This window comes from Streptomyces sp. NPDC096136 (assembly GCF_044763325.1).
In the GTDB taxonomy this organism is placed as follows: domain Bacteria; phylum Actinomycetota; class Actinomycetes; order Streptomycetales; family Streptomycetaceae; genus Streptomyces.
In genome coordinates this window covers 238,061-258,272 of record NZ_JBIWFZ010000009.1, presented here as the reverse complement: position 1 = coordinate 258,272, position 20,212 = coordinate 238,061, and the positions used below count along the sequence as shown (strand labels likewise).

General features: G+C 73.4%; 20 protein-coding genes and 1 pseudogene. 12 read left to right on the top strand and 9 right to left on the bottom strand.

Annotated features, from left to right (window positions below):
• Positions 1–11 precede the first annotated feature (11 nt).
• Positions 12–884: a DUF4429 domain-containing protein gene (locus ACIRBY_RS20980; RefSeq protein WP_403902306.1), complete on the top strand. Its 873-nt coding sequence runs from the start codon at positions 12–14 to the stop codon at positions 882–884.
• An 81-nt stretch (positions 885–965) separates the two neighbouring features.
• Here the strand turns inward: ACIRBY_RS20980 and ACIRBY_RS20975 are convergent, their stop codons facing one another.
• Complete coding sequence (locus ACIRBY_RS20975; RefSeq protein WP_403902305.1) at positions 966–1,985, bottom strand: aldo/keto reductase; 1,020 nt, start codon at positions 1,983–1,985, stop codon at positions 966–968.
• On the bottom strand, positions 1,982–2,392 hold the full coding sequence (locus tag ACIRBY_RS20970; RefSeq protein ID WP_403902304.1) for a MerR family transcriptional regulator: 411 nt from the start codon (positions 2,390–2,392) through the stop codon (positions 1,982–1,984). Before ACIRBY_RS20970 ends, ACIRBY_RS20975 begins: the two co-directional genes overlap by 4 nt.
• Before the next feature lie 88 nt (positions 2,393–2,480).
• Between ACIRBY_RS20970 and ACIRBY_RS20965 the strand changes: the two genes are divergently transcribed.
• Positions 2,481–3,299: a serine hydrolase domain-containing protein gene (locus ACIRBY_RS20965; protein WP_403902366.1), complete on the top strand. Its 819-nt coding sequence runs from the start codon at positions 2,481–2,483 to the stop codon at positions 3,297–3,299.
• On the opposite strand, the gene ACIRBY_RS20960 is transcribed toward ACIRBY_RS20965, so the two are convergent.
• Entirely contained in the window at positions 3,296–3,955 is a 660-nt protein-coding gene (locus ACIRBY_RS20960) for a pirin family protein (RefSeq protein ID WP_403902303.1), read from the bottom strand. The two genes, ACIRBY_RS20965 and ACIRBY_RS20960, sit on opposite strands and share 4 nt — an antisense overlap.
• Before the next feature lie 82 nt (positions 3,956–4,037).
• On the opposite strand from ACIRBY_RS20960, the gene ACIRBY_RS20955 reads away from it, so the two are divergent.
• From ACIRBY_RS20955 to fabF, 5 genes are all read left to right on the top strand, one after another.
• The gene (locus ACIRBY_RS20955) at positions 4,038–5,249 is read left to right on the top strand and encodes a PucR family transcriptional regulator (RefSeq protein WP_403902301.1); all 1,212 of its coding nucleotides are present in this window, start codon (positions 4,038–4,040) and stop codon (positions 5,247–5,249) included.
• 89 nt (positions 5,250–5,338) lie between these two features.
• Entirely contained in the window at positions 5,339–6,256 is a 918-nt protein-coding gene (locus ACIRBY_RS20950) for an ACP S-malonyltransferase (protein WP_403902299.1), read from the top strand.
• Between the two features lie 19 nt (positions 6,257–6,275).
• Positions 6,276–7,280, top strand: a complete 1,005-nt coding sequence (locus ACIRBY_RS20945) for a ketoacyl-ACP synthase III (protein WP_403902297.1) — start codon at positions 6,276–6,278, stop codon at positions 7,278–7,280.
• A gap of 59 nt (positions 7,281–7,339) precedes the next feature.
• A complete protein-coding gene (locus ACIRBY_RS20940) occupies positions 7,340–7,588 on the top strand; it encodes an acyl carrier protein (RefSeq protein WP_045945759.1) in 249 nt (82 codons plus the stop codon).
• A gap of 79 nt (positions 7,589–7,667) precedes the next feature.
• Complete coding sequence (fabF, locus tag ACIRBY_RS20935) at positions 7,668–8,933, top strand: beta-ketoacyl-ACP synthase II (RefSeq protein ID WP_403902294.1); 1,266 nt, start codon at positions 7,668–7,670, stop codon at positions 8,931–8,933.
• Between the two features lie 87 nt (positions 8,934–9,020).
• Here the strand turns inward: fabF and ACIRBY_RS20930 are convergent, their stop codons facing one another.
• The gene (locus ACIRBY_RS20930; protein ID WP_285536194.1) at positions 9,021–9,515 is read right to left on the bottom strand and encodes a DUF3145 domain-containing protein; all 495 of its coding nucleotides are present in this window, start codon (positions 9,513–9,515) and stop codon (positions 9,021–9,023) included.
• A gap of 250 nt (positions 9,516–9,765) precedes the next feature.
• On the opposite strand from ACIRBY_RS20930, the gene ACIRBY_RS20925 reads away from it, so the two are divergent.
• A complete protein-coding gene (locus ACIRBY_RS20925) occupies positions 9,766–10,665 on the top strand; it encodes an SGNH/GDSL hydrolase family protein (RefSeq protein ID WP_403902293.1) in 900 nt (299 codons plus the stop codon).
• A gap of 148 nt (positions 10,666–10,813) precedes the next feature.
• On the opposite strand, the gene ACIRBY_RS20920 is transcribed toward ACIRBY_RS20925, so the two are convergent.
• Entirely contained in the window at positions 10,814–13,366 is a 2,553-nt protein-coding gene (locus ACIRBY_RS20920; protein WP_403902291.1) for a beta-glucosidase, read from the bottom strand.
• Between the two features lie 113 nt (positions 13,367–13,479).
• Here ACIRBY_RS20920 and ACIRBY_RS20915 point away from each other — a divergent pair, with 113 nt between their 5' ends.
• Genes ACIRBY_RS20915 through ACIRBY_RS20905 form a run of 3 tightly spaced genes read left to right on the top strand, consistent with a single transcriptional unit; the run spans position 13,480 to position 15,963 of the window.
• Entirely contained in the window at positions 13,480–14,055 is a 576-nt protein-coding gene (locus tag ACIRBY_RS20915) for a TetR/AcrR family transcriptional regulator (protein ID WP_390689123.1), read from the top strand.
• A 55-nt stretch (positions 14,056–14,110) separates the two neighbouring features.
• Positions 14,111–15,241, top strand: coding sequence for a low temperature requirement protein A (locus ACIRBY_RS20910; protein ID WP_403902290.1), 1,131 nt, complete (start codon positions 14,111–14,113; stop codon positions 15,239–15,241).
• 5 nt (positions 15,242–15,246) lie between these two features.
• Positions 15,247–15,963, top strand: coding sequence for a carbon-nitrogen hydrolase family protein (locus ACIRBY_RS20905; RefSeq protein WP_403902289.1), 717 nt, complete (start codon positions 15,247–15,249; stop codon positions 15,961–15,963).
• Here ACIRBY_RS20905 and ACIRBY_RS20900 read toward each other — a convergent pair.
• Positions 15,960–16,298 carry a winged helix-turn-helix transcriptional regulator gene (locus tag ACIRBY_RS20900; RefSeq protein WP_403902365.1) on the bottom strand — a complete coding sequence of 113 codons (339 nt, stop codon included), beginning with the start codon at positions 16,296–16,298 and terminating at the stop codon, positions 15,960–15,962. The genes ACIRBY_RS20905 and ACIRBY_RS20900 overlap by 4 nt on opposite strands.
• Positions 16,299–16,396: 98 nt before the next feature.
• Here ACIRBY_RS20900 and ACIRBY_RS20895 point away from each other — a divergent pair, with 98 nt between their 5' ends.
• On the top strand, positions 16,397–17,299 hold the full coding sequence (locus tag ACIRBY_RS20895; RefSeq protein WP_403902288.1) for an NAD(P)-dependent oxidoreductase: 903 nt from the start codon (positions 16,397–16,399) through the stop codon (positions 17,297–17,299).
• Between the two features lie 441 nt (positions 17,300–17,740).
• Here the strand turns inward: ACIRBY_RS20895 and ACIRBY_RS20890 are convergent.
• The 3 genes and pseudogenes from ACIRBY_RS20890 to ACIRBY_RS20880 all read right to left on the bottom strand — a co-directional run.
• A pseudogene (locus tag ACIRBY_RS20890) lies at positions 17,741–18,466 on the bottom strand (EI24 domain-containing protein); the annotation flags it as partial.
• A gap of 71 nt (positions 18,467–18,537) precedes the next feature.
• Positions 18,538–18,963: an organic hydroperoxide resistance protein gene (locus ACIRBY_RS20885; RefSeq protein WP_403902287.1), complete on the bottom strand. Its 426-nt coding sequence runs from the start codon at positions 18,961–18,963 to the stop codon at positions 18,538–18,540.
• Positions 18,964–19,027: 64 nt separating this feature from the next.
• A complete protein-coding gene (locus tag ACIRBY_RS20880) occupies positions 19,028–20,050 on the bottom strand; it encodes an NADP-dependent oxidoreductase (protein WP_403902285.1) in 1,023 nt (340 codons plus the stop codon).
• Positions 20,051–20,212 lie beyond the last annotated feature (162 nt).

Genomic DNA, 20,212 nt, shown 5'->3' with positions numbered 1-20,212 from the left:
GTCCCTTTACCATGTGCCGCATGGGTGACGTACTGGCCGGAAATCATGCCGTCTGGGAGTTCGACGCCGACTCGGACTCGGTGCTCATCCGCTTCGCACGGGGGATGCGCACGCCGCGGCTCTGGAGCGCGCTGGGCGAGCGCCGGATCCCCCTCGAAGCGCTGTCCGGGGTGTCGGTGGGTGCTGCCGCGGCCGGTGTCGGGCGGCGGGAGGCCGTGGTGCTGCGCGCCACGCCGCGACCCGGGGCCGATCCGCTGATGGAGGCTGCCGCCGGGCAGCTGAAGGATGCCTGCGATCCGTACCGGCTGGTGGTGCCCGCCGACCGGGCGGAGCAGGCCGCGGCCTTCGCCGGGGCGCTGCGCGACCGGCTGGGGCCGGACGGCGCCGACGCTCCGGCGGAACGGTTCCTCGTCGCGGTCCCGCAGCCTCCGCTCCAGCTCAAGGCGTACGACGCGCGGGTCGGGTTCGACGGCACGGCCGTCACGTTCCACTGGTCGCGCACGGGCGCGAGCAGTGCGAAGTGGCGCGCCGGGGACCAAAGGTTCGCGCTGGCGGCGCTGTCCGGGGTGGAGTGGGCGTCCCCCGACCGCCCCGGGGGCGGGCACCTGCGGCTGCTGCCGCGGGACGGCGCCGCGACCCCCGAGGCCCCCGACCACGACCTCGCGGCGGCGGTGTTCGGCGTGGGCTACGGGGCGGTTCACGAGTCGCTGCCCTTCGCGGCCGCCGTGCTCGCCGCGCTGCGGGAGCGGGCGCCGGTGGGAGCCGTCCCCCGGGCCCGGATATCGGGGGAACGGCTCCGGCACCTCAGCGAGCTGCACAGCACGGGACTGCTGACCGACGCGGAGTACGAGACCCTCCGCGCCCGCTTCACGGCCGGCGCCTGACCGGGCCGGGGGCGCGGGTCCGCGCGCCGGCGGCCCGCGCCCCCGGCCGCGCCCCGGCCCCCGCCCCCGTTCCCGGGCGGATCAGCCCTCGCGGGAGTCCGACGTGAAGGCCATGTCCGGGTAGCGGGCGCCCGCCACCCGGGACGCGAGGGGCTCCAGCAGGTCCAGCTCCGCGGCCGTCAGGGTGATCCGGGTCGCGGCCGTGTTCTCCGCGAGGCGCCCCGGCTTGCGGGTGCCCGGGATCGGCACGACCGTCAGCCCGTGCACCGACGCCCGCTGCTGCACCCACGCCAGCGCGACCTGCGCCGCCGTCGCCCCGTGCGCGGCGGCGATCTCCCGGATCGGAGCCAGCAGGGCCGCGTTGGCCTTGGCGTTCTCCCCCGTGAAGCGGGGCTGGCCGCGCCGGAAGTCACCGGCGGACAGCTCGGCGGCCGCGTCCGCGAAGGCCCCCGTCAGGAACCCGCGCCCGAGGGGCGAGTACGGCACGAAGGCCACGCCCAGCTCCGCCGCCGCGCCCACCGCGCTGCGCTCCACGTCCCGGCTGAACAGCGACCACTCCGACTGCAGGGCCGCGATCGGGTGCACCGCGTGCGCCTCGCGCAGCTCGGCCCCGGTCACCTCACTGAGCCCCAGGTGGCGCACCTTCCCCTCCTGCACCAGCTCGGCCATCGCGCCCACCGACTCGGCGAAGGGCACGGCCGGGTCGCGCCGGTGCATGTAGTAGAGGTCGATGACGTCCACGCCGAGCCGCCGCAGGCTGCCCTCGACGGCCTGCCGGACGTACGCGCGGTCGTTGCGGACCCCCCGGTACGCCGGGTCGTCGCTGCGCTCGATGGCGAACTTCGTCGCCAGGGTGATCTCGTCCCGGTGGGCGGCCACGAAGGGCGCCAGGAACTCCTCGTTCGCGCCGCGTCCGTAGATGTCCGCCGTGTCGAAGAGGGTGACGCCGGCGGCCAGCGCCGCGTCCAGGGTCGCGCGGGCCGCCGCCTCGTCGGTGTCCCCGTAGAACTCGCTCATGCCCATGCAGCCGAGGCCCTGGATCCCGACGACCGGGCCGCCCTTGCCCAGCTCGGCGCGTGCGAGGGTGATCTGCTCCGTCATGACTGTGCCTTCCCCGTTCCCGCGCCCACCGCTCCCACGGTGTTCCGCGCGTACATAGCGATCTTGCAGTCCAGTACGTCGAGGGCGTCCGTCAGCTCCGCGACCCGCGCCAGCACCTCGTGGCGCGTCCGCTCCAGGAGCGCGCGGCGCTCGTCGACCGTGTGGTCCCCTTCGCGGACGAGTTCGGCGTACCGGACCATGTCCGCCACCGACATGCCGGTGGCGCGCAGCTTGCCCACGAAGGCGAGCCAGCCGAGGTCCTTGTCGCTGAACCGCCGCTGTCCCGAATGGGAGCGGTCCACGTGCGGCATCAGGCCGATCCGCTCGTACCAGCGCAGCGTGTGCTGGGTCAGACCGGTCCGCGCCTCGACCTCGCTGATCGTGTACCGCGTCTCCGTCAGGTTCATGACCTCTACGCTAAAACCCTGGAGTGCGCTCCAGGCAAGTGCGCGAAGTAGGCTCGGGCCCATGGAGAGCATGGAAGGCCCCAGCGGCCTGGAAAGCCTGCGGACGATCGAGGACTGGCCGGTGCCCGCCGCCGCGGCGGCGGTCGTGCGCGCCGACGGGACCCTGGCCGGCTCGCACGGCCCGGTGGACCGCCGCTTCCCGCTGGCCTCGGTCACCAAGCCGCTCGCCGCGTACGCGGTCCTCGTCGCGTACGAGGAAGGTGCGGTCGAGCTCGACGAGCCGGCCGGGCCCGAGGGCTCGACGGTCCGTCACCTCCTCGCGCACACCAGCGGCCTGGCCTTCGACGAGCACCGGGCGACGGCCCCGCCCGGACAGCGCCGGCTGTACTCCAACGCCGGCTTCGAGGTGCTCGGCGACCACCTCGCGAAGGCCACCGGGATCCCCTTCGCCGACTACCTGCGCGAGGCCGTCTTCGAGCCGCTGGGCATGAACTCCTCCAGCCTGGAGGGGTCTGCGGCCAAGGACGGCGTCTCCACCGTCTGCGACCTGGTGCGCTTCGCCGCCGAACTCCAGGCCCCCCGGCTGCTGGACGTCCGCACGGTCGCCGAGGCCACCTCGGTGGTCCACCCCGGCCTCAAGGGCGTCCTGCCCGGCTACGGGCACCAGTCCCCCAACGACTGGGGGCTCGGCCTGGAGATCCGCGACGGCAAGTCCCCGCACTGGACGGGCCTGACCTCCTCCCCGCGCACCTTCGGGCACTTCGGCCAGTCCGGCACCTTCCTGTGGGTGGACCCCGACGTCCGCGCCGCCTGCGTGGCGCTGACGGACCGCGCCTTCGGCCCCTGGGCCGTGGAGGCCTGGACCCCCTTCACCGACGCGGTCCTCGCGGAGCTGCGCTCCCGCTAGGCGGGCAGCTCCCAGATCAGCAGTTCGCCCGGGGAACCGGCCGTGATCTCCAGGTTCTTCTCGCCGGTGATCCGCGCCGAGTCCCCGGGTCCCAGCTCGGCCCCGTCGAGCCGCAGGTCCCCGTGCACCACGTGCAGGTAGACCCGCTCCGCGTCCGGCACGGGGACCCGCTCGCCCGCGCCGGGCCGCCGGACGTGCAGGACGGCCCCGGCCGCCGGGACCTCGTACGGGGTCCCGTCCGCGAGGCCCCGCACGACCTCGTACGAGGGCTCCCCGCCCGCGGCCAGCGGCGCGAGCCAGGTCTGCACGAACCGCAGCGGGCGGGCCGCGTCGTTGCGCTCCACGTGCCGCGCCCCGGAGCCCGAGCCCAGCCGCTGGACGTCCCCGGGACGGACGGCGGCGGTGTGCCCGGTGGTGCTGTCGCGGTGGGTGAGCTCGCCCTCCACCACCCAGGTCACGATCTCGGTGTGGCTGTGCGGGTGCTCGTCGAAGCCGGAGCCGGGGGCGAGCAGCTCCTCGTTGCAGGCGAGCACCGGGCCGAAGCGGATGTTGTCCGGGTCGTAGGAGGAGCCGAAGGAGAAGGCGTGCCGGGTGGTGATCCCGGTACCCGGATCCCCTCCCTCGTACCGGTCGGCGGCGCGGCGTACATCGATCATGGGTGCCACGGTAGCCCTCCGCGGGGGACCCCGGCCCGGGACCCGGGTCCGCGCCGGGCCGTCGATAAGGCAGTCTTGTCCCGTGCCCCAACCCGAACGTGAGCATTCCCCCGAGACCCGCCCCGCGCATCCGGCCCATCCGCACGCGGCGACGCTGCGCCGGCTGGAGAAGTCCTCCGGCCGGCTCGCCGCCAACGCGATCGCGCGCATGGACGAGGCCCTGCCGTGGTACCGGGCGATGCCTCCGGAGAACCGGTCGTGGATCGGCCTGGTCGCCCAGGCGGGCATCGCCGCGTTCACGGAGTGGTTCCGGCACCCGGAGACCCCGCAGGCCATCTCGACCGACGTGTTCGGCACGGCGCCGCGGGAGCTGACCCGGGCCATCACCCTGCGCCAGACCGTGGAGATGGTCCGTACGACGATCGAGGTCATGGAGGCCGCGATCGACGAGGTGGCGGCCCCCGGGGACGAGTCGATCCTGCGCGAGGCGCTGCTGGTCTACGCCCGGGAGATCGCCTTCGCGACGGCCCAGGTGTACGCGCAGGCCGCCGAGGCGCGCGGGGCGTGGGACGCCCGGCTGGAGTCGCTCGTCGTCAACGCCGTGCTGTCGGGCGAGGCGGACGAGGGCGCCCTGTCACGGGCCGCGGCGCTCGGCTGGAACTCCCCGGAGCACGTGTGCGTGGTGCTGGGCACCGCCCCCGAGGGGGACAGCGAGCTGACGGTCGAGGCGATCCGGCGCGCGGCCCGCCACCACAAGCTCCAGGTGCTCACGGGCGTGCTGGGCGACCGGCTGGTGGTCATCGCGGGCGGCAGCGACAACCCGATCCAGGTGGCGAAGTCGCTGATCGGCCCCTTCGCGGCCGGTCCGGTGGTGGCGGGGCCGGTGGTCCCGGACCTGCTGAACGCGACGAAGTCCGCGCAGGCGGCGGCCGCCGGGCTGAAGGCGTGCACGGCCTGGCAGGACGCTCCGCGGCCGGTCCTGGCGGACGATCTCCTGCCCGAGCGGGCGATCGCCTCGGATCCCTCGGCCAGGGAGCAGCTGGTGGAGGAGATCTACAGACCCCTGGAGGAGGCGGGCTCGGCACTGCTGGAGACGCTGAGCGTCTACCTGGAGCAGGCGAGCAGCCTGGAGGGGGCGGCGCGGATGCTCTTCGTGCACCCCAACACGGTGCGCTACCGGCTCCGACGTGTGACCGACGTCACCGGTTGGTCACCCTCCGATGTCCGTTCGGCCTTCACGCTGCGGATCGCCCTGATCCTCGGGCGTCTGGCCGACGGAGATCAGCAGCTCTAGACTTTTGTCGGACATCAACAATTACCCCGACGGTTCTTCGTCCCTGTCCCCACGGGCGGCGGAGACCACCCACAAGAGAGAGTGTGAGGGTGCTCGTACTCGTCGCTCCCGGCCAAGGCGCTCAGACGCCCGGCTTCCTGACTCCCTGGCTCGAACTTCCCGGCGCCGCCGAGCGCGTCGCGGGGTGGTCCGACGCCATCGGGCTGGACCTCGTCCACTACGGCACCAAGGCCGACGAGGACGAGATCCGCGACACGGCGGTGGCGCAGCCCCTGCTGGTCGCGGCAGGCCTGCTGTCCGCCTCCGCGCTGGGCGCCCCGACGGCCTTCGGCGCCGTCGCCGGCCACAGCGTCGGTGAGATCACCGCGGCCGCCTACGCCGGCGTGCTGGGCGAGGGCGACGCGCTGTCGTTCGTCCGCACCCGCGGGCTGGCCATGGCCGAGGCCGCCGCCGTCACCGAGACGGGCATGGCCGCGGTCCTGGGCGGTGACCAGGAGGTGGTCCTCGCCCACCTGGACAAGCTGGGGCTGACCCCGGCCAACATCAACGGCGCCGGCCAGATCGTGGCCGCGGGCACCGCGGAGCAGGTCGCGGCCCTGGTCGCGGACAAGCCCGAGGGCTCGATGAAGGTCGTCCCCCTCAAGGTCGCGGGCGCCTTCCACACGCACCACATGGCACCCGCGGTCGCCACGCTGGCGGAGGCCGCGAAGGCCCTCGCCCCGGCCGACCCGGCGCTGAAGTACGTGTCCAACCGGGACGGACTCGTGGTCGAGTCGGGCGCCGACGTCGTCGCCCGCCTGGTGGGCCAGGTCGCGAACCCGGTGCGCTGGGACCTGTGCATGGAGACCTTCTCCGAGCTGGGCGTCACCGGGATCGTCGAGCTGAGCCCCGGCGGCACCCTGACGGGTCTGGCCAAGCGCGCGCTCAAGGGCGTGCCGAACGTGGCGCTGAAGACGCCGGACGACCTCGACAAGGCCGCGAAGCTCATCGCCGAGCTGACGGCCTGAGAGTAGGAGCCCACACAGCATGTCCAAGATCAAGCCGGCCAAGGGCTCCCCGTACGCCCGCATCCTCGGCGTCGGCGGCTACCGCCCGACCCGTGTGGTGCCCAACGAGGTCATCCTCGAGACGATCGACTCCTCGGACGAGTGGATCCGCTCCCGCTCCGGCATCGCGTCCCGGCACTGGGCCTCGCCCCAGGAGACCGTCGCCGCGATGTCGGTGGAGGCCTCCGGCAAGGCGCTCGCCGACGCCGGGATCTCCCCCGAGCAGATCGGCGCGGTGATCGTCTCGACGGTCTCGCACTTCAAGCAGACCCCGGCCGTCGCGACCGAGATCGCGCACCGGATCGGCGCGGGCAAGCCCGCCGCCTTCGACATCTCCGCGGGCTGTGCCGGTTTCGGCTACGGCCTGACCCTCGCCAAGGGCATGGTGGTGGAGGGGTCCGCCGAGTACGTCCTCGTCATCGGTGTCGAGCGGCTGTCGGACCTGACGGACCTGGAGGACCGGGCGACGGCCTTCCTGTTCGGCGACGGCGCGGGCGCCGTGGTCGTCGGCCCGTCGGACGAGCCGGCCATCGGCCCCACGGTGTGGGGTTCGGAGGGCGACAAGTCCGAGACCATCAAGCAGACCGTGCCGTGGGACGAGTTCCGCAGCACGGACGCCGCCCAGAAGTTCCCGGCCATCACCCAGGAGGGCCAGGCGGTCTTCCGCTGGGCCGTCTTCGAGATGGCCAAGGTGGCCCAGCAGGCGCTCGACGCCGCCGGGATCACCCCGGATGACCTGGACGTCTTCATTCCGCACCAGGCCAACATGCGGATCATCGACTCGATGGTGAAGACTCTCAAGCTGCCGGAGCACGTCACGGTCGCCCGTGACGTGGAAACCACCGGCAACACGTCGGCCGCCTCGATCCCGCTCGCCATGGAGCGGCTCCTGGCGACCGGAGCGGCGAAGAGCGGCGACACCGCGCTCGTCATCGGCTTCGGGGCGGGGCTCGTCTACGCCGCGACGGTCGTTACCCTCCCCTAGGGCCCGGATCACTTCCCGGCCCTGTTCCACCAGCTAGCTAGCCACAGAAGGAGCGCCACATGGCCGCCACGCAGGAAGAAATCGTCGAGGGTCTCGCGGAGATCGTCAACGAGATCGCGGGCATCCCGGTCGAGGACGTCGAGATCGACAAGTCCTTCACCGACGACCTGGACGTCGACTCGCTGTCCATGGTCGAGGTCGTCGTCGCCGCCGAAGAGCGCTTCGACGTCAAGATCCCCGACGAGGACGTCAAGAACCTCAAGACGGTCGGCGACGCCGCCGCCTACATCCTGAAGCACCAGGCCTGAGCCTGACGAGCGTTTGTCGCCACCCCGCGGTGGCGCCGTGACAATTCAGCACCCCCTGAGACGTGGAGAAAGAATTCCTGTGAGCCCGACCAATCGCACCGTGGTCGTCACCGGTATCGGCGCAACCACTCCGCTGGGTGGCGACAGCGCTTCGACCTGGGAAGGTCTGCTCGCCGGCCGGTCCGGCGTCTCGCCCCTGGAGGGCGAGCGCTTCGCCGAACTGCCGGTCCGCATCGCCGCCCAGGCCGCCGTGGACCCGAGCGAGGTTCTGCCCCGCCCGCTGGCCCGCAAGCTCGACCGCTCGGCGCAGTTCGCCCTCATCGCGGCCCGTGAGGCCTGGGCCGACGCGGGGTACACCGCTCCGGCCGGCGAGGACGAAACGGTCGTCCCCGAGCGTCTGGGCACCGTGATCGCCTCCGGCATCGGCGGCGTCACCACCCTGCTCGACCAGTACGACGTACTGAAGGAAAAGGGTGTGCGCCGGGTCTCCCCGCACACCGTCCCCATGCTCATGCCGAACGGCCCCTCCGCCAACGTCGGCCTGGAGGTCAACGCCCGCGCCGGTGTCCACACCCCGGTCAGCGCGTGCGCGTCGGGCGCCGAGGCCATCGGCTACGCCGTCGAGATGATCCGCACCGGCCGTGCCGACGTGGTCGTCGCCGGCGGCACCGAGGCGGCCATCCACCCGCTGCCGATCGCGGCGTTCGCCAACATGATGGCGATGTCCAAGAACAACGAGAGCCCGACCACGGCCTCCCGCCCGTACGACAAGGCCCGCGACGGCTTCGTCCTCGGCGAGGGCGCCGGCGTCGTGGTCCTGGAATCCGCCGAGCACGCCGCCAAGCGCGGCGCCCGGGTCTACTGCGAGGTGCTGGGCCAGGGCCTGTCCGCGGACAGCCACCACATCGCGCAGCCGGAGCCGACGGGCCGCGGTGTCGCGGCCGCCGTGCGCAACCTGCTCGACAACACGGAGCTCGACCCGTCCGAGCTCGTCCACGTCAACGCGCACGCCACGTCCACCCCGCAGGGTGACACGGCCGAGCTGAAGGCCCTGCGCAAGGTCCTGGGCGACGACCTCGACCACGTCGCGATCTCCGCGACCAAGTCGATGACCGGTCACCTGCTGGGCGGCGCCGGCGGCATCGAGACGGTGGCGACCGTGCTGGCGCTGTACCACCGGATCGCCCCGCCGACGATCAACATCGACGACCTGGACGACGAGATCGACGCCGACATCGTGCGCGGCGAGCCCCGCAAGCTGCCGGTGGAGGGTCCGATCGCCGCGATCAACAACTCCTTCGGCTTCGGCGGCCACAACGTCTCCCTCGCGTTCCGCACCGTCTGAGCGCAGGCACCCGCACCAAGGGGAAGGCCCCCTCCCGGCACTGCCGGGAGGGGGCCTTCCCCTTGCGCGCCCACGGACCACCCGGCTTCAGACCACCTGGTGGAGCCAGCGGACCGGGGCGCCCTCGCCGGCGTAGCGGAAGGGCTCCAGTTCGTCGTCCCAGGGCTTGCCGAGCAGCTTGGAGATCTCCGCCTCCAGGTCGGTCTCGCCGCGCGCGGAGCGGGCCAGGGCGGCGCGCAGCCGGTCCTCGGGGATCAGGATGTCGCCGTGCATGCCGGTGACGGCGTGGAAGATGCCGAGCTCCGGGGTGGAGCTGTAGCGCTCGCCCTCGGCGGTCGGACAGGGTTCGGCGGTCACCTCGAAGCGGAGCAGGTGCCAGCCGCGCAGCGCGGAGGCGAGTTTCGAGGCGGTGCCCGCCTCGGCCTGCCAGGAGAACTCGGCTCTCCAGGTGCCGGGGGAGGCGGGCTGCCTGATCCAGTCGAGGTTCACCCGCACCCCGAGCACGCCCGCAACGGCCCATTCCACGTGCGGGCAGAGCGCACGCGGTGCGGAATGCACGTACAGAACTCCACGTGTCGTCACCGGGACCTCCAGTGTGGGACGAGGTCGGGAATAAACTCCAGAAAACGGACAGTATGTGACGTGATGTAATGTAACGGAAAATATTGGATATTGCGCAGCGGCACCTGCGGCCGAAACGCCACGGGAAAAAGCTACCGTGCGCCAGGGGTCATGATGTGACGTACGGTCGCTCCGCAGCCCGTAAACACAGAGCATTCACTCAGCAGGACGCCCCGGGAAGGACGCGGGGCGACGAGGGAGGGACCACCCGATGCGCACCACCGCTGCGCGCCGCCGCGTACGCCGGACCGTCACCGGCGCGGGCGTGGCCGTGGCCGTGCTGGCCGCGACGGTGACGGGGTGTGAGGACGGCGGTGCGCCCGCGGAGGGGAGCGGGCGGGGGGCGCAGCCGAAGCCCCGCTGGAACCCGGCGCCGACCTCCGTCGCCGCCGTCGGGGACTCCATCACCCGCGGATTCGACGCCTGTTCGGTGCTGGCCGACTGCCCCGAGGTCTCCTGGGCCACCGGCAGCGACCCCGCCGTCAACTCGCTGGCGGCGCGCCTGCTGGGCGGGGCGCAGGTGCCCGAGCGCAGCTGGAACTACGCGGTGACCGGGTCGCGCATGGCCGACCTGCCCGGCCAGCTGACCGAGGCGGCGGAGCACAAGCCGGGCCTGGTCACGGTGATGGTGGGTTCGAACGACGCCTGCCGGCCCACGGCTTCGTCCATGACCCCGGTGGCGGACTTCCGGGCCGAGTTCGAACAGGCCCTGAAGGGACTGCGGGCGGCCTCGCCCGCCTCGCAGGTGTACGTGTCCTCCGTCCCGGACCTCCAGCGGCTGTGGGAGCAGGGCAAGGACAGCCCGATGGTGCGTCAGATCTGGAAGCTGGGGATCTGTCAGTCCATGCTGGCCGAGCCCCTGTCCGCCGACGCGGGGGCGACGGCGCGCCGCGAGAAGGTGCGGGCGCGCGTGGTCGAGTACAACGAGGCGCTGCGCCAGGTCTGCGCGCAGGACGAGCTGTGCCGCTACGACGGCGGGGCCGTCTTCCAGTACCCCTTCGCGGCGGACCAGCTGAGCCACTGGGACTGGTTCCACCCCGGCAGGGACGGGCAGGCGCGGCTCGCGGAACTGGCCCACCGGCAGGTGACGGCGGCCCAGCCGCCGCGTTGACGCCCCCCGCCGGTACGGGAGGGGCCCGGACCCGCGCGGAAGGGCCGGGGGCGGCTGTCAGGGGCCGCCCCCCGGCCCGGTTCTCAGGCCGCGGCAAGGGTGAATTCCGGCCAATCCCCCGCCTCGGCGTGTCGCGGCCCTTCCCCGGCTACAGGTCGAGGATGGCCGTCAGCCGGGTGTCGGCGTGCGAGTGGCTCGCGCGGACCTCGTAGGTGCCGCCGATCCGGCGCCAGCCGCGGGCCTCCTCGTCCCAGACCTCGAAGGCCCGGGCGGGCAGGGCGATCTCCAGCTCGACGCTCTCCCCGGGCCCGGCGGCGACGGACGCGAAGCCGGCCAGCCAGCTCGCGGGGCGCTCGACGGCCGTGCTCCGCGCGCCGTCGGAGGCGGTGGCGACGGGTGCCAGGTAGACCTGGACGACCTCGCGGCCCGGACGGGTCCCGGTGTTGGTGAGGCGGACCCGGACGGATTCGGCGGTGGCCTCCAGGGACTCGTAGGCCCAGTCGGTGTAGCCGAGGCCGTGCCCGAAGGGGTAGGCGGGCCGCACGCCCCGCGCCTCGTAGGCCCGGTAGCCGATGAACAGCCCCTCGCGGTACTCCAGCCGCCCCCCGGCGGGGACGACCTCGGTGACGGGCGCGTCGGCGAGGGTGACGGGCCAGGTGGTGGGCAGGCGCCCGCCGGGCTCGGCGTCCCCGAGGAGCACGTCGGCCAGCGCGGCCCCGCCCTCCTGCCCGGGGAACCAGGTCAGCAGCACGGCGGCGACGTCCTCGCGCCAGGGCAGTTCGACCGGGGAGCCCGCGTTGACGACGACCACGGTGTTCGGGTTGGCGGCGGCGACGGCCCGGACCAGGTCGTCCTGGCGGCCCGGCAGCCCGAGGTCGGCGCGGTCGAAGCCCTCCGACTCCACCCGCTCGGTGGTGGCGACGACCACGACGGCGGTGTCGGCGGCGCGGGCGGCCCGTACGGCCTCGGCGATCAGCTCGTCGGGGTCGCGGCGGGGGCCGAGGTGCAGCAGGGAGAACATGACCGCCTTGAGCGGCATCGCGCCCATGTCGGGCACCTGGTGGGTCAGGGAGACCTCGACGGGCTCCCCGGCGGCCAGGACGGCCCGCGCGCGCTCGCTGGGGGCGCCGAAGAAGGCCTCGAAGGGGTCGGCCTCGTCGCCCATCTCCTGGACGCCCTCCCACAGGGTCCGGCCGCCGACGGCGAGGCGGAAGGCGCCGAGCCCGCGGGTGCCGAAGACGTGCTCGCCGCTCTCGCGCGGGACGAACGTCCCGGTGACCTCGATGGAGGCCATCGTCTCGTACGAGACCCCCTCGGGCAGGTCCTCGCCGATCCACTGGACCTGCCCGGTCGGCAGGCCGCCCTCGCCGAGGACCGCCCCGGAGGCGTCGCGGCAGACGGCGCGCAGCTCGAAGCCCTGCCCGGCGGGGGCGGGCTCCTCACTGGGGTCGGCACCGACGGCGTAGGCCAGGGCGCCCTCGGGCAGTGCGGCGGTGAGCCCGTCGAGCGGGGAGACCACCCGCTCGGGGAAGACCGTGGCACTGCCGCCGCCCAGGACGCGGGCGTCGCGGGCGGCGGCGCCGATCAGGGCGACGGTCCGGCCGGCGGACCGCTCCAGCGGCAGGGCGCCGCCCTCGTTGCGGACGAGGACGGCCCCGCGGACGGCCAGCTCGCGGGCCAGGGCCTGCCCGTCGAGCGGCGCGGGCGGCTCGGCGACGGCGGCGGGGGCGCCCTCCAGGAGTCCGGCGCGGGCGGCGAGGCGCAGGACGTTGCGCACGGCCCCGTCGACGGCGGCCTCGTCCGCCGCGCCGGCGCGCACGGCCTCGGCGAGGGCCGGCCCGTAGACGGTCGTGGGGCCGGGCATGGCCACGTCGAGGCCGCCGTCGAGGCAGCCGGCGGTGGAGCGGGCGGCCATCCAGTCGGAGACGTTGTACCCGTCGAATCCCCACTCGCCCCGCAGGACCCCGTTCACCAAGTGCCCGTGCTCGGTCATGGTGGTGCCGTTGACGCGGTTGTAGGCGGTCATGACGCCCCAGGGGCGGGCGCCGCGGACGATGGCCTCGAAGGGGGCCAGGTAGACCTCGCGCAGCGGGCGGGGGGCGATGACGCTGTCGACGGTGAAGCGCTCGGTCTCGGCGTCGTTGCCGACGAAGTGCTTGACGGTGGTGCCGACGCCGCCGTCCTGGACGCCCTGGACGTAGCCGGTGCCGATGGCTCCGGTGAGGTGCGGGTCCTCGGAGTAGCACTCGAAGTGGCGGCCGCCGAGCGGGGAGCGGTGCAGGTTGACGGTGGGCGCGAGGAGGACGTGGACGCCCTTGCGGCGGGCCTCCTGGGCCAGCAGCCGGCCGGCCCGGCGGGCCAGGGCGGGGTCCCAGGAGGCGGCGAGGGCGGTCGGGGAGGGCAGGGCGATGGAGGGGTCGTCGGCGGTCCAGCGCACGCCCCGGACACCGATGGGGCCGTCGGACATGACCAGCGGGCCCAGCCCGATCTCCGGGAGGGCGGGCAGGGACCACATGTCCTGGCCGGCCAGGAGGCGGGTCTTGGCGTCGAGGTCCAGCTTGTCCAGGGCCGCCTCGACGGCGTCTTCGCGGAGCTGCTCGCTCGCGCGCTCGTCGGGAACCTGATCGGCAGCGGTCACGGCCGTGCCTCCTCGCTCTGTGGGTGCGGTGCGGTGCGGTGCGGTGCGGTGCGGTGCGCCCATGGTGGACCCTTCCCCTGTAGGGCGGTAGGTCTTGTAATCTTTTCGTGATGAAAGGATGGCGTACGGTCGTACGACTGCGGGCCGGGTCCGGACGGAAGGGGTGTGGCGGGGCGATGGTCAGGGCCAAGAGCGAGGAGCGGCGCGGCGAGATCGTCCGCGCGGCGGTCGAGGTGATCGCCGAACGCGGCTACCGGGGCGCCTCCCTGGCCTCCGTCGCCGAGCGCGTGGGCCTCACCCAGCAGGGCCTGCTGCACTACTTCCCGACCAAGGAGGCCCTACTGGTCGCGGTCCTGGAGGAGCGCGACCGCTGGGACACCGGCGGCGGCTCCCGCGCCTCCGCCGACACCTGGCGGCTGGACCTGCTGGCCTCCCTGGTGGAGTACAACGCCATGCGTCCCGGCATCGTCCAGACCTTCTCCGCCCTGCTCGGCGAGAGCGTCACCGACGGCCACCCGGCCCGCGCCTTCTTCACCGAGCGCTACGCGCAGGTGCGCGGCGAGATGGCCGCCCTGCTGCGCGCCGAGTTCGGCGAGCTCCTCCCCTCGGGCCTCACCCCGGAACAGGCCGCTCCGCTGCTGACGGCGGTCATGGACGGCCTCCAGTACCAGTGGCTGCTCGCCCCGGAATCGGTCGACATGCCCGGCGCGTTCCGCTCCTTCCTGACCCTGCTGCGGGGCCCCGGCGCGTAGCCGCCCGCCCCCACCGGGCATCCTTTCCCCCGGACTTCGAGCGGGGGGACACCACATGGAGCCGGAAGAGCACGAGAAGAAGGTCGCGTGGTCGGAGCTGTTCTTCGACCTCGTGCTGGTCTTCGCCGTGACCCAGGTCTCGGCACTGCTGCACCACGACCACGGATGGGCCGGCACCGGCCGCGCCCTGATCGTGTTCGTCCCCGTCTACTGGGTGTGGGTCGGCAACACGATCCACGCCAACACCCATGACGCCGACCGGCCGGCGGAGCGGATCGGCCTCTTCGCCGCCGGACTGTGCGGCCTGCTCATGGCCCTGGCCCTGCCCGACGCCTTCGGGGACCGCGGACCGCTGCTGGCCGGCGCCTACTTCGGCGCCCGCCTCGTCCTCGCCGTGCTCGCACACGGCCGCAACCGCCGTCTGAGGCCCACCCCGGTGACCCTGTCGGTGCTGGTCAGCGGCCCCCTGCTGCTGGCCGGCTCCTTCCTCGACGGGACCGCCCGGGTCGGACTGTGGGCCCTGGCCGCCGCCGTCGACCTGGCCGCGCCTCGGCTGACCCGCCGCACCATGGTCCGGATCAGCTTCGACTCGGGCCACCTCGCCGAGCGGTTCGGGCTGTTCGTGATGATCGCCCTGGGCGAGTCGATCGTGGCCGTCGGCGCCCCGGTGGCCTCCTCCCCCGAGCTGGACACCGGCTCGCTGGCCGCCGTCGCCGTGGCCTTCGCCCTGGTCTGCGGCCTGTGGTGGGTGTACTTCCACCTCGCGGCCGACGCCGTCCGGCACGGGCTGGAGACCGCCGCCGTACGGGCCGACGTGGCCCGGCAGGTCCTCTCGTACGGGCACCTCTCCCTGATCGCCTCCGTCATCGCGGTGGCCGTCGGCATGGCCGAGGCCGTCGCCCACCCCGGGACCCGGCTCCCGCTCGGCGTCGCCGCGCTCCTCTACGGGGGATGCGCCCTCTTCCTCGCCACCTTCGGCTACACCCGCTGGCACCTGTTCCGCTCCTGGTCGGTGACGCGGCTGACGGCCGCCGCGCTCGTCCTGCTCCTGCTGCCGGGGGCCGTGCTGCTGCCCTCGCTGGCGGCCCTCGCGCTGCTGACCGCCGTCGTGACCGGGCTCAACCTGGTGGAGCTGGCCTTCGTACGCCGCCGCGGACAGCTCCCCGGCGCGGTCCTGGCATCCTGAGCGCCATGAAGATCGCCGCCGCACAGCTCACCTGCATACCCGCCGACGTCACCGCCAACGCCGCGTACGCCGCCGCCCTCGCCGCGCAGGCCCGCGACCAGGGCGCGGAGCTCGTGGTCTTCCCGGAGTTCACCCTCACCGGCTACGAACTGGAAGCCCTCGCCGAGGACCCCTCCCTCTGGATGGCCGACGCCGACGACCCCCGCCTGGACGGGCTGCGCTCGGCGGGCACCGCCGTGGCCGTCAACGTCGCGCTACGCACCCCGGACCCGCTGCCCGCCATCGCCACCCTGGTCTACGACGCGGCCGGCACGCACCTCACCACCTACGCCAAGCAGCACCTCTACCAGCACGAACAGGGCGCCTTCACCCCGGGCGCCGCGGACGGCCGCTTCGAACTCGGCGGCATCCGCTTCTCCCTGGGCGTCTGCTTCGACAACCACTTCCCCGACCTGCCCGCCCGGGGCGCGGCCGACGGCTGCCGGGTCCACCTGGCGAGCTCCCTGTACGGCACGGGCGGCGGCATCGCCGAACGCGCCACCATCTACCCGGGCATGGCGAAGGACCACGGCCTCCACGTCGTCCTCGCCAACCACGTCGGCCCGGCCGGCCCCTGGACGGGCTGCGGCGGCGCGGCGATCTGGTCCCCCGACGGCACCCTCCTCGCCGAGGCGGACGCCCACACCCCGACGGTGGCCGCGGCGGACGTCCTCCCCGCCTAGGCCGTGCCGGGCAGCAGGTGCTTGGCGCCCCACTCCCCCAGGGACTCCAGGGCCCCGTTCAGCTCCCGGCCGAGCGGGGTCAGGGAGTACTCCACCCGGGGCGGGACCTCGTCGTAGACCTCGCGGTGGACTATGCTGTCCGTCTCCAGCTCCCGCAGCTGCGCCGCGAGGACCTTCTCCGAGACCCCGGGCACCAGCCGCCGCATCTCACCGAACCTCAGGCCCGGGCGCTGGTCCAGCTCCCACAGGATCGAGACCTTCCACTTGCCGTCGATCACCGACATCGCCGCGGCGATCCCGCAGTGGTCCGCGCCCGGCCTGCGCGTCAGCGCCATCCCGCCCACCCCTCCCACCTGCTCGCTCACCTCGGGGTAACCACCCACTCCGAAGTGCGTACTTGAGCACCCGTCAGCCTGTCACCAGGCTAAACGGCATGACCGACAACGACACCGCGCACCGCCCGCTCACCCTGCTCGGCCTCGGCGACATGGGCACCGCCCTCGCCCGCACCTGGCTCGCCGCCGGGCACCCCCTGACCGTCTGGAACCGCACCCCCGCCAAGGCCCGGCCCCTGGCCGCCGAGGGCGCGGCCGTCGCCGCGAGACCCGCCGGGGCCGTCGCCGCGAACACCCTGATCGTGCTCTGCCTGCTGGACGACGCGAGCATCGGCTCCGTCCTGGACGGCATCGACCTCACCGGCAAGGACCTGGTCAGCCTCACCACCGGCACACCCGCCGAGGGCCGGGCCCGGGCCGCCTGGGCCGCGGAGCGCGGCGCCCGCTTCCTGGACGCCGGGGTCATGGCCACCCCGTCGATGATCGGCGTCCCCGAGGCCGGCGGATACGTGTTCTACAGCGGCTCCGGCGCCCTCTTCGACACCCACCGGGCGACCCTGGAGGTCCCGGCCGGCGCCCGCTTCGTCGGCTCGGACCCGGGCCACGCGGCCCTGCACGACGTGGCGCTGCTGAGCGCGATGAACGGACTGTTCGCCGGGATCTCGCACGCCTACGCGCTGATCGAGGGCGAGGACATCGCCCCGAAGGACCTGGCACCGCTGCTGTCGCAGTGGCTGGGCGCGATGGGGTTCTTCGTCGGGAACGCCGCCGAGCGGCTGACCTCCCGGGACTTCAGCACCGGGGTGGTGTCCAACCTGGCCATGCAGGTCGCGGCGAGCGGCACGCTGCTGCGCACCGCCGCCGACCAGGGGGTCAGCGCGGAGCTCATCGAGCCGTACCTGAAGCTGATGAAGGAGCGGCTGGACGCCGACCCGGCCGCCCACGCGGGCGAGGACACGGTGGGGGCGATCACCCTGCTGCGGCGCGGGGCCGGGCGCTGAGGCGCCCGGCCCCCGGCGTCAGGAGGAGGAACGCGGGTCCGGCCGGTACCCGCCGGGCTGCCCCTGGACCGGCGGCCGGCCGTAGCCGGAGCCCTGGACCGGGGGCTGCCCGTACGCGGGCTGCGCCGGTGCCTGACCGTACGCCGGCGCCTGCTGCCCGTAGCCCCGGCCCGGAGCGGGGGCGTAGCCCTGGGCGCCGTAGCCCTGGGGGCCGTACCCCTGACCGCCGTAACCCTGACCGCCGTAACCTTGACCGGGAGCCTGCGGGTAGGCCTGGCCCGGGGCCTGGGCGTAGCCCTGGCCGTGGGGCTGCCCGGCGCCGTGGGGCTGCCCGGCGCCGGGCAGCCCCACGGTCCCGTACGGGCCCGCCTGGGCCTGGGCGGCGGCGCCGTCCTGCCCGTCCTCCTCGCGCGCGTCGTCCTCGGAGCCGTCGGCCCCCACCAGGTCCCGCGCCAGCAGGGTCGCCCCCGCCACCGCGCCCGGCATCAGGAACACCGCGACGAACGGGATCAGGAACAGCAGCACCAGCGGCACCCCGAAGCCGAGCGCCGTCGCGCGCCGCCCGCGCAGCAGGACGAGCTGCTCGTCGAGGTCCACCCGGCGCCGCTGGAGCGCGACGGAGGTGAGCTCCTGGGCGAGGAAGAAGCCGGAGACGCCGAAGCCGATCGCCGGGACCACCGTCTGCCCGACCACCGGGATGAACCCGAGGGCGAACAGCAGGATCCCGTAGAGCATCACCCGCACCAGCAGCCGCAGGCTGTCCCGGGCGGAGATCCAGAGGTCCTCCCAGAACGAGCGCCCCGACTCCGGGACCTCACCGCCCTCGGTGCGGTCGACCTGCTCGGAGAGGGACTCGTAGAAGGGCTGGCCGACCAGCAGGGTCACCGCGGTGAAGGTGATCACCGAAAGGAAGAGCCCGAGGGAGACGACCACGGCCGTCAGGAACCCGCGGAAGAGCCCGAGCCACGGCGAGGACCAGTCCGAGGCGAACGGAGTCGCCCAGGCGGTGAAGTCGTCGGCCCCGTAGAAGAGGCCGGTCAGCGCGGCGCCGTAGAGCACCAGCGAGACCAGGCCCGGCAGCAGGCCGAAGCCCAGCCAGCGGCCGTTGGCGAACACCCATCTCTGTCCGGCCCACAGGTACCGGAAACCCCCCGCAAGATCACGCATGCGGCCAGTTTACGGCGAAGGCCGCACCCCCCGACGGGGGTGCGGCCTTCGTGGAGCTGCGGCGCTGAACGTCAGGCGACGTTCAGCTCGACCGTGATGTTGCCGCGGGTCGCCTTGGAGTACGGGCAGATCTGGTCGGCCTTCTCGACCAGGTCCTTCGCGACGGCGGCGTCCACGTTCGGGATCGAGGCGGTGAGCTTGACGATGATGCCGAAGCCCTCGTCGTTCTTGCCGATGCCGACCTCGGCGGTCACGGTGGAACCGGTGACGTCGACGTTCTCGTTGCGGGCCGCGACGCTGAGGGCGCCCTGGAAGCAGGCGCTGTAGCCGGCGGCGAACAGCTGCTCCGGGTTGGTCCCGGCGCCGCTGCCGCCGAGCTCCTTCGGCGGGTTCACGACGACGTCGAGCCGGCCGTCGTCGGTGGCGACGCGGCCGTCGCGGCCGTTCTCGGCGGTGGCGACGGCCGTGTACGCGACGTCGGACTGGGTGATGGACATGAAAGTGGATCCTCCAGATAGTCGCCGCGACTCGCGCCCACGATCGCGACGGTATGGAGGGAGCCTAACGGGTGAACGTGACGATCATCTTTCCGGTGTTCTCGCCGCGCAGCATTCCGAGGAAGGCCCCGGTCGCGTTCTCGACGCCCTCGACGACCGTCTCGTCGTAGCGGAGCTCGCCGGAGGCCAGCCAGCCGGCCACGTCCTCGACGAACCGGGGCTGGAGGGCGGCGTGGTCCCCGACCAGGATGCCCTGGAGGCGCAGGCGCTTGCCGATGACCATCATCAGGTTGCGCGGGCCCGGGGCGGGCTCGGTGTCGTTGTAGCCGGCGATCGCACCGCACAGGGTGGCGCGGCCGTGCACGTTCATCTCGGAGATGGCCGCTTCGAGGTGGTCGCCGCCGACGTTGTCGAAGTAGACGTCGATGCCCTCGGGCGCGGCCTCCTTCAGCTGCTTGGCGACGGGGCCGTTCTTGTAGTTGAAGGCGGCGTCGAAGCCGTACTTCTCCGTGAGGAGGGTCACCTTCTCGTCCGAGCCGGCGGAGCCGATCACCCGGGAGGCGCCCTTGATCTTCGCGAACTGGCCGACGAGGCCGCCGACCGCGCCCGCCGCGCCGGAGACGAAGACGGAGTCGCCCTCCTTGAAGGAGGCGACCTCGAAGAGGCCCGCGTAGGCGGTCAGGCCCGGCATGCCGAGGACGCCGAGGTAGGCGGAGAGGGGGGCGAGGGAGGCGTCGACCTTGGTGGCGTGCTTCGCGTCGAGCTCGGCGTACTCGCGCCAGCCCAGCATGTGCAGGACGTGGTCGCCGACCGCGAAGCCCTCGGCGTTGGAGGCGACGACCTCGCCGACCGCGCCGCCCTGCATCGGCTCGTCGAGCTGGAAGGGCGGGATGTAGGACTTGGTCTCGTTCATCCGGCCGCGCATGTACGGGTCCACGGACATGTGGAGGTTGCGGACCAGGATCCGGCCGGCGGCGGGCTCGGCGGACACGGGCACCTCACGGAGGGCGAAGTCCTCGGCCACCGGCCAGCCCTGCGGACGGCGGACGAGGTGCCACTCGCGGCTGACGGCGGGGATCTGCGACATGAGGAGCTCCAGGAAGAAGAGGGGGAACGCGGTGGGGACGGGGAGCGGGAACCCCGGGGACCACGGACCATGGAGGTCCGCGGCCGCCGGCGAATTGCTTCACGACCTGAAACAACCATGCTCCTGGATATTTCATGTTGTCAAGCAAATGGGTACGCTGGT

What these genes read in the sequence shown, in the direction of transcription:
- ACIRBY_RS20980 (WP_403902306.1), top strand. Translation starts at nt 12, where the DNA reads ATGTGCCGCATGGGTGACGTACTGGCCGGAAATCATGCCGTCTGGGAG.
- ACIRBY_RS20975 (WP_403902305.1), bottom strand. Translation starts at nt 1,985, where the DNA reads ATGACGGAGCAGATCACCCTCGCACGCGCCGAGCTGGGCAAGGGCGGC.
- ACIRBY_RS20970 (WP_403902304.1), bottom strand. Translation starts at nt 2,392, where the DNA reads ATGAACCTGACGGAGACGCGGTACACGATCAGCGAGGTCGAGGCGCGG.
- ACIRBY_RS20960 (WP_403902303.1), bottom strand. Translation starts at nt 3,955, where the DNA reads ATGATCGATGTACGCCGCGCCGCCGACCGGTACGAGGGAGGGGATCCG.
- ACIRBY_RS20945 (WP_403902297.1), top strand. Translation starts at nt 6,276, where the DNA reads ATGTCCAAGATCAAGCCGGCCAAGGGCTCCCCGTACGCCCGCATCCTC.
- ACIRBY_RS20940 (WP_045945759.1), top strand. Translation starts at nt 7,340, where the DNA reads ATGGCCGCCACGCAGGAAGAAATCGTCGAGGGTCTCGCGGAGATCGTC.
- ACIRBY_RS20925 (WP_403902293.1), top strand. Translation starts at nt 9,766, where the DNA reads ATGCGCACCACCGCTGCGCGCCGCCGCGTACGCCGGACCGTCACCGGC.
- ACIRBY_RS20920 (WP_403902291.1), bottom strand. Translation starts at nt 13,366, where the DNA reads ATGGGCGCACCGCACCGCACCGCACCGCACCGCACCGCACCCACAGAG.
- ACIRBY_RS20915 (WP_390689123.1), top strand. Translation starts at nt 13,480, where the DNA reads ATGGTCAGGGCCAAGAGCGAGGAGCGGCGCGGCGAGATCGTCCGCGCG.
- ACIRBY_RS20910 (WP_403902290.1), top strand. Translation starts at nt 14,111, where the DNA reads ATGGAGCCGGAAGAGCACGAGAAGAAGGTCGCGTGGTCGGAGCTGTTC.
- ACIRBY_RS20905 (WP_403902289.1), top strand. Translation starts at nt 15,247, where the DNA reads ATGAAGATCGCCGCCGCACAGCTCACCTGCATACCCGCCGACGTCACC.
- ACIRBY_RS20900 (WP_403902365.1), bottom strand. Translation starts at nt 16,298, where the DNA reads ATGGCGCTGACGCGCAGGCCGGGCGCGGACCACTGCGGGATCGCCGCG.
- ACIRBY_RS20895 (WP_403902288.1), top strand. Translation starts at nt 16,397, where the DNA reads ATGACCGACAACGACACCGCGCACCGCCCGCTCACCCTGCTCGGCCTC.
- ACIRBY_RS20885 (WP_403902287.1), bottom strand. Translation starts at nt 18,963, where the DNA reads ATGTCCATCACCCAGTCCGACGTCGCGTACACGGCCGTCGCCACCGCC.
- ACIRBY_RS20880 (WP_403902285.1), bottom strand. Translation starts at nt 20,050, where the DNA reads ATGTCGCAGATCCCCGCCGTCAGCCGCGAGTGGCACCTCGTCCGCCGT.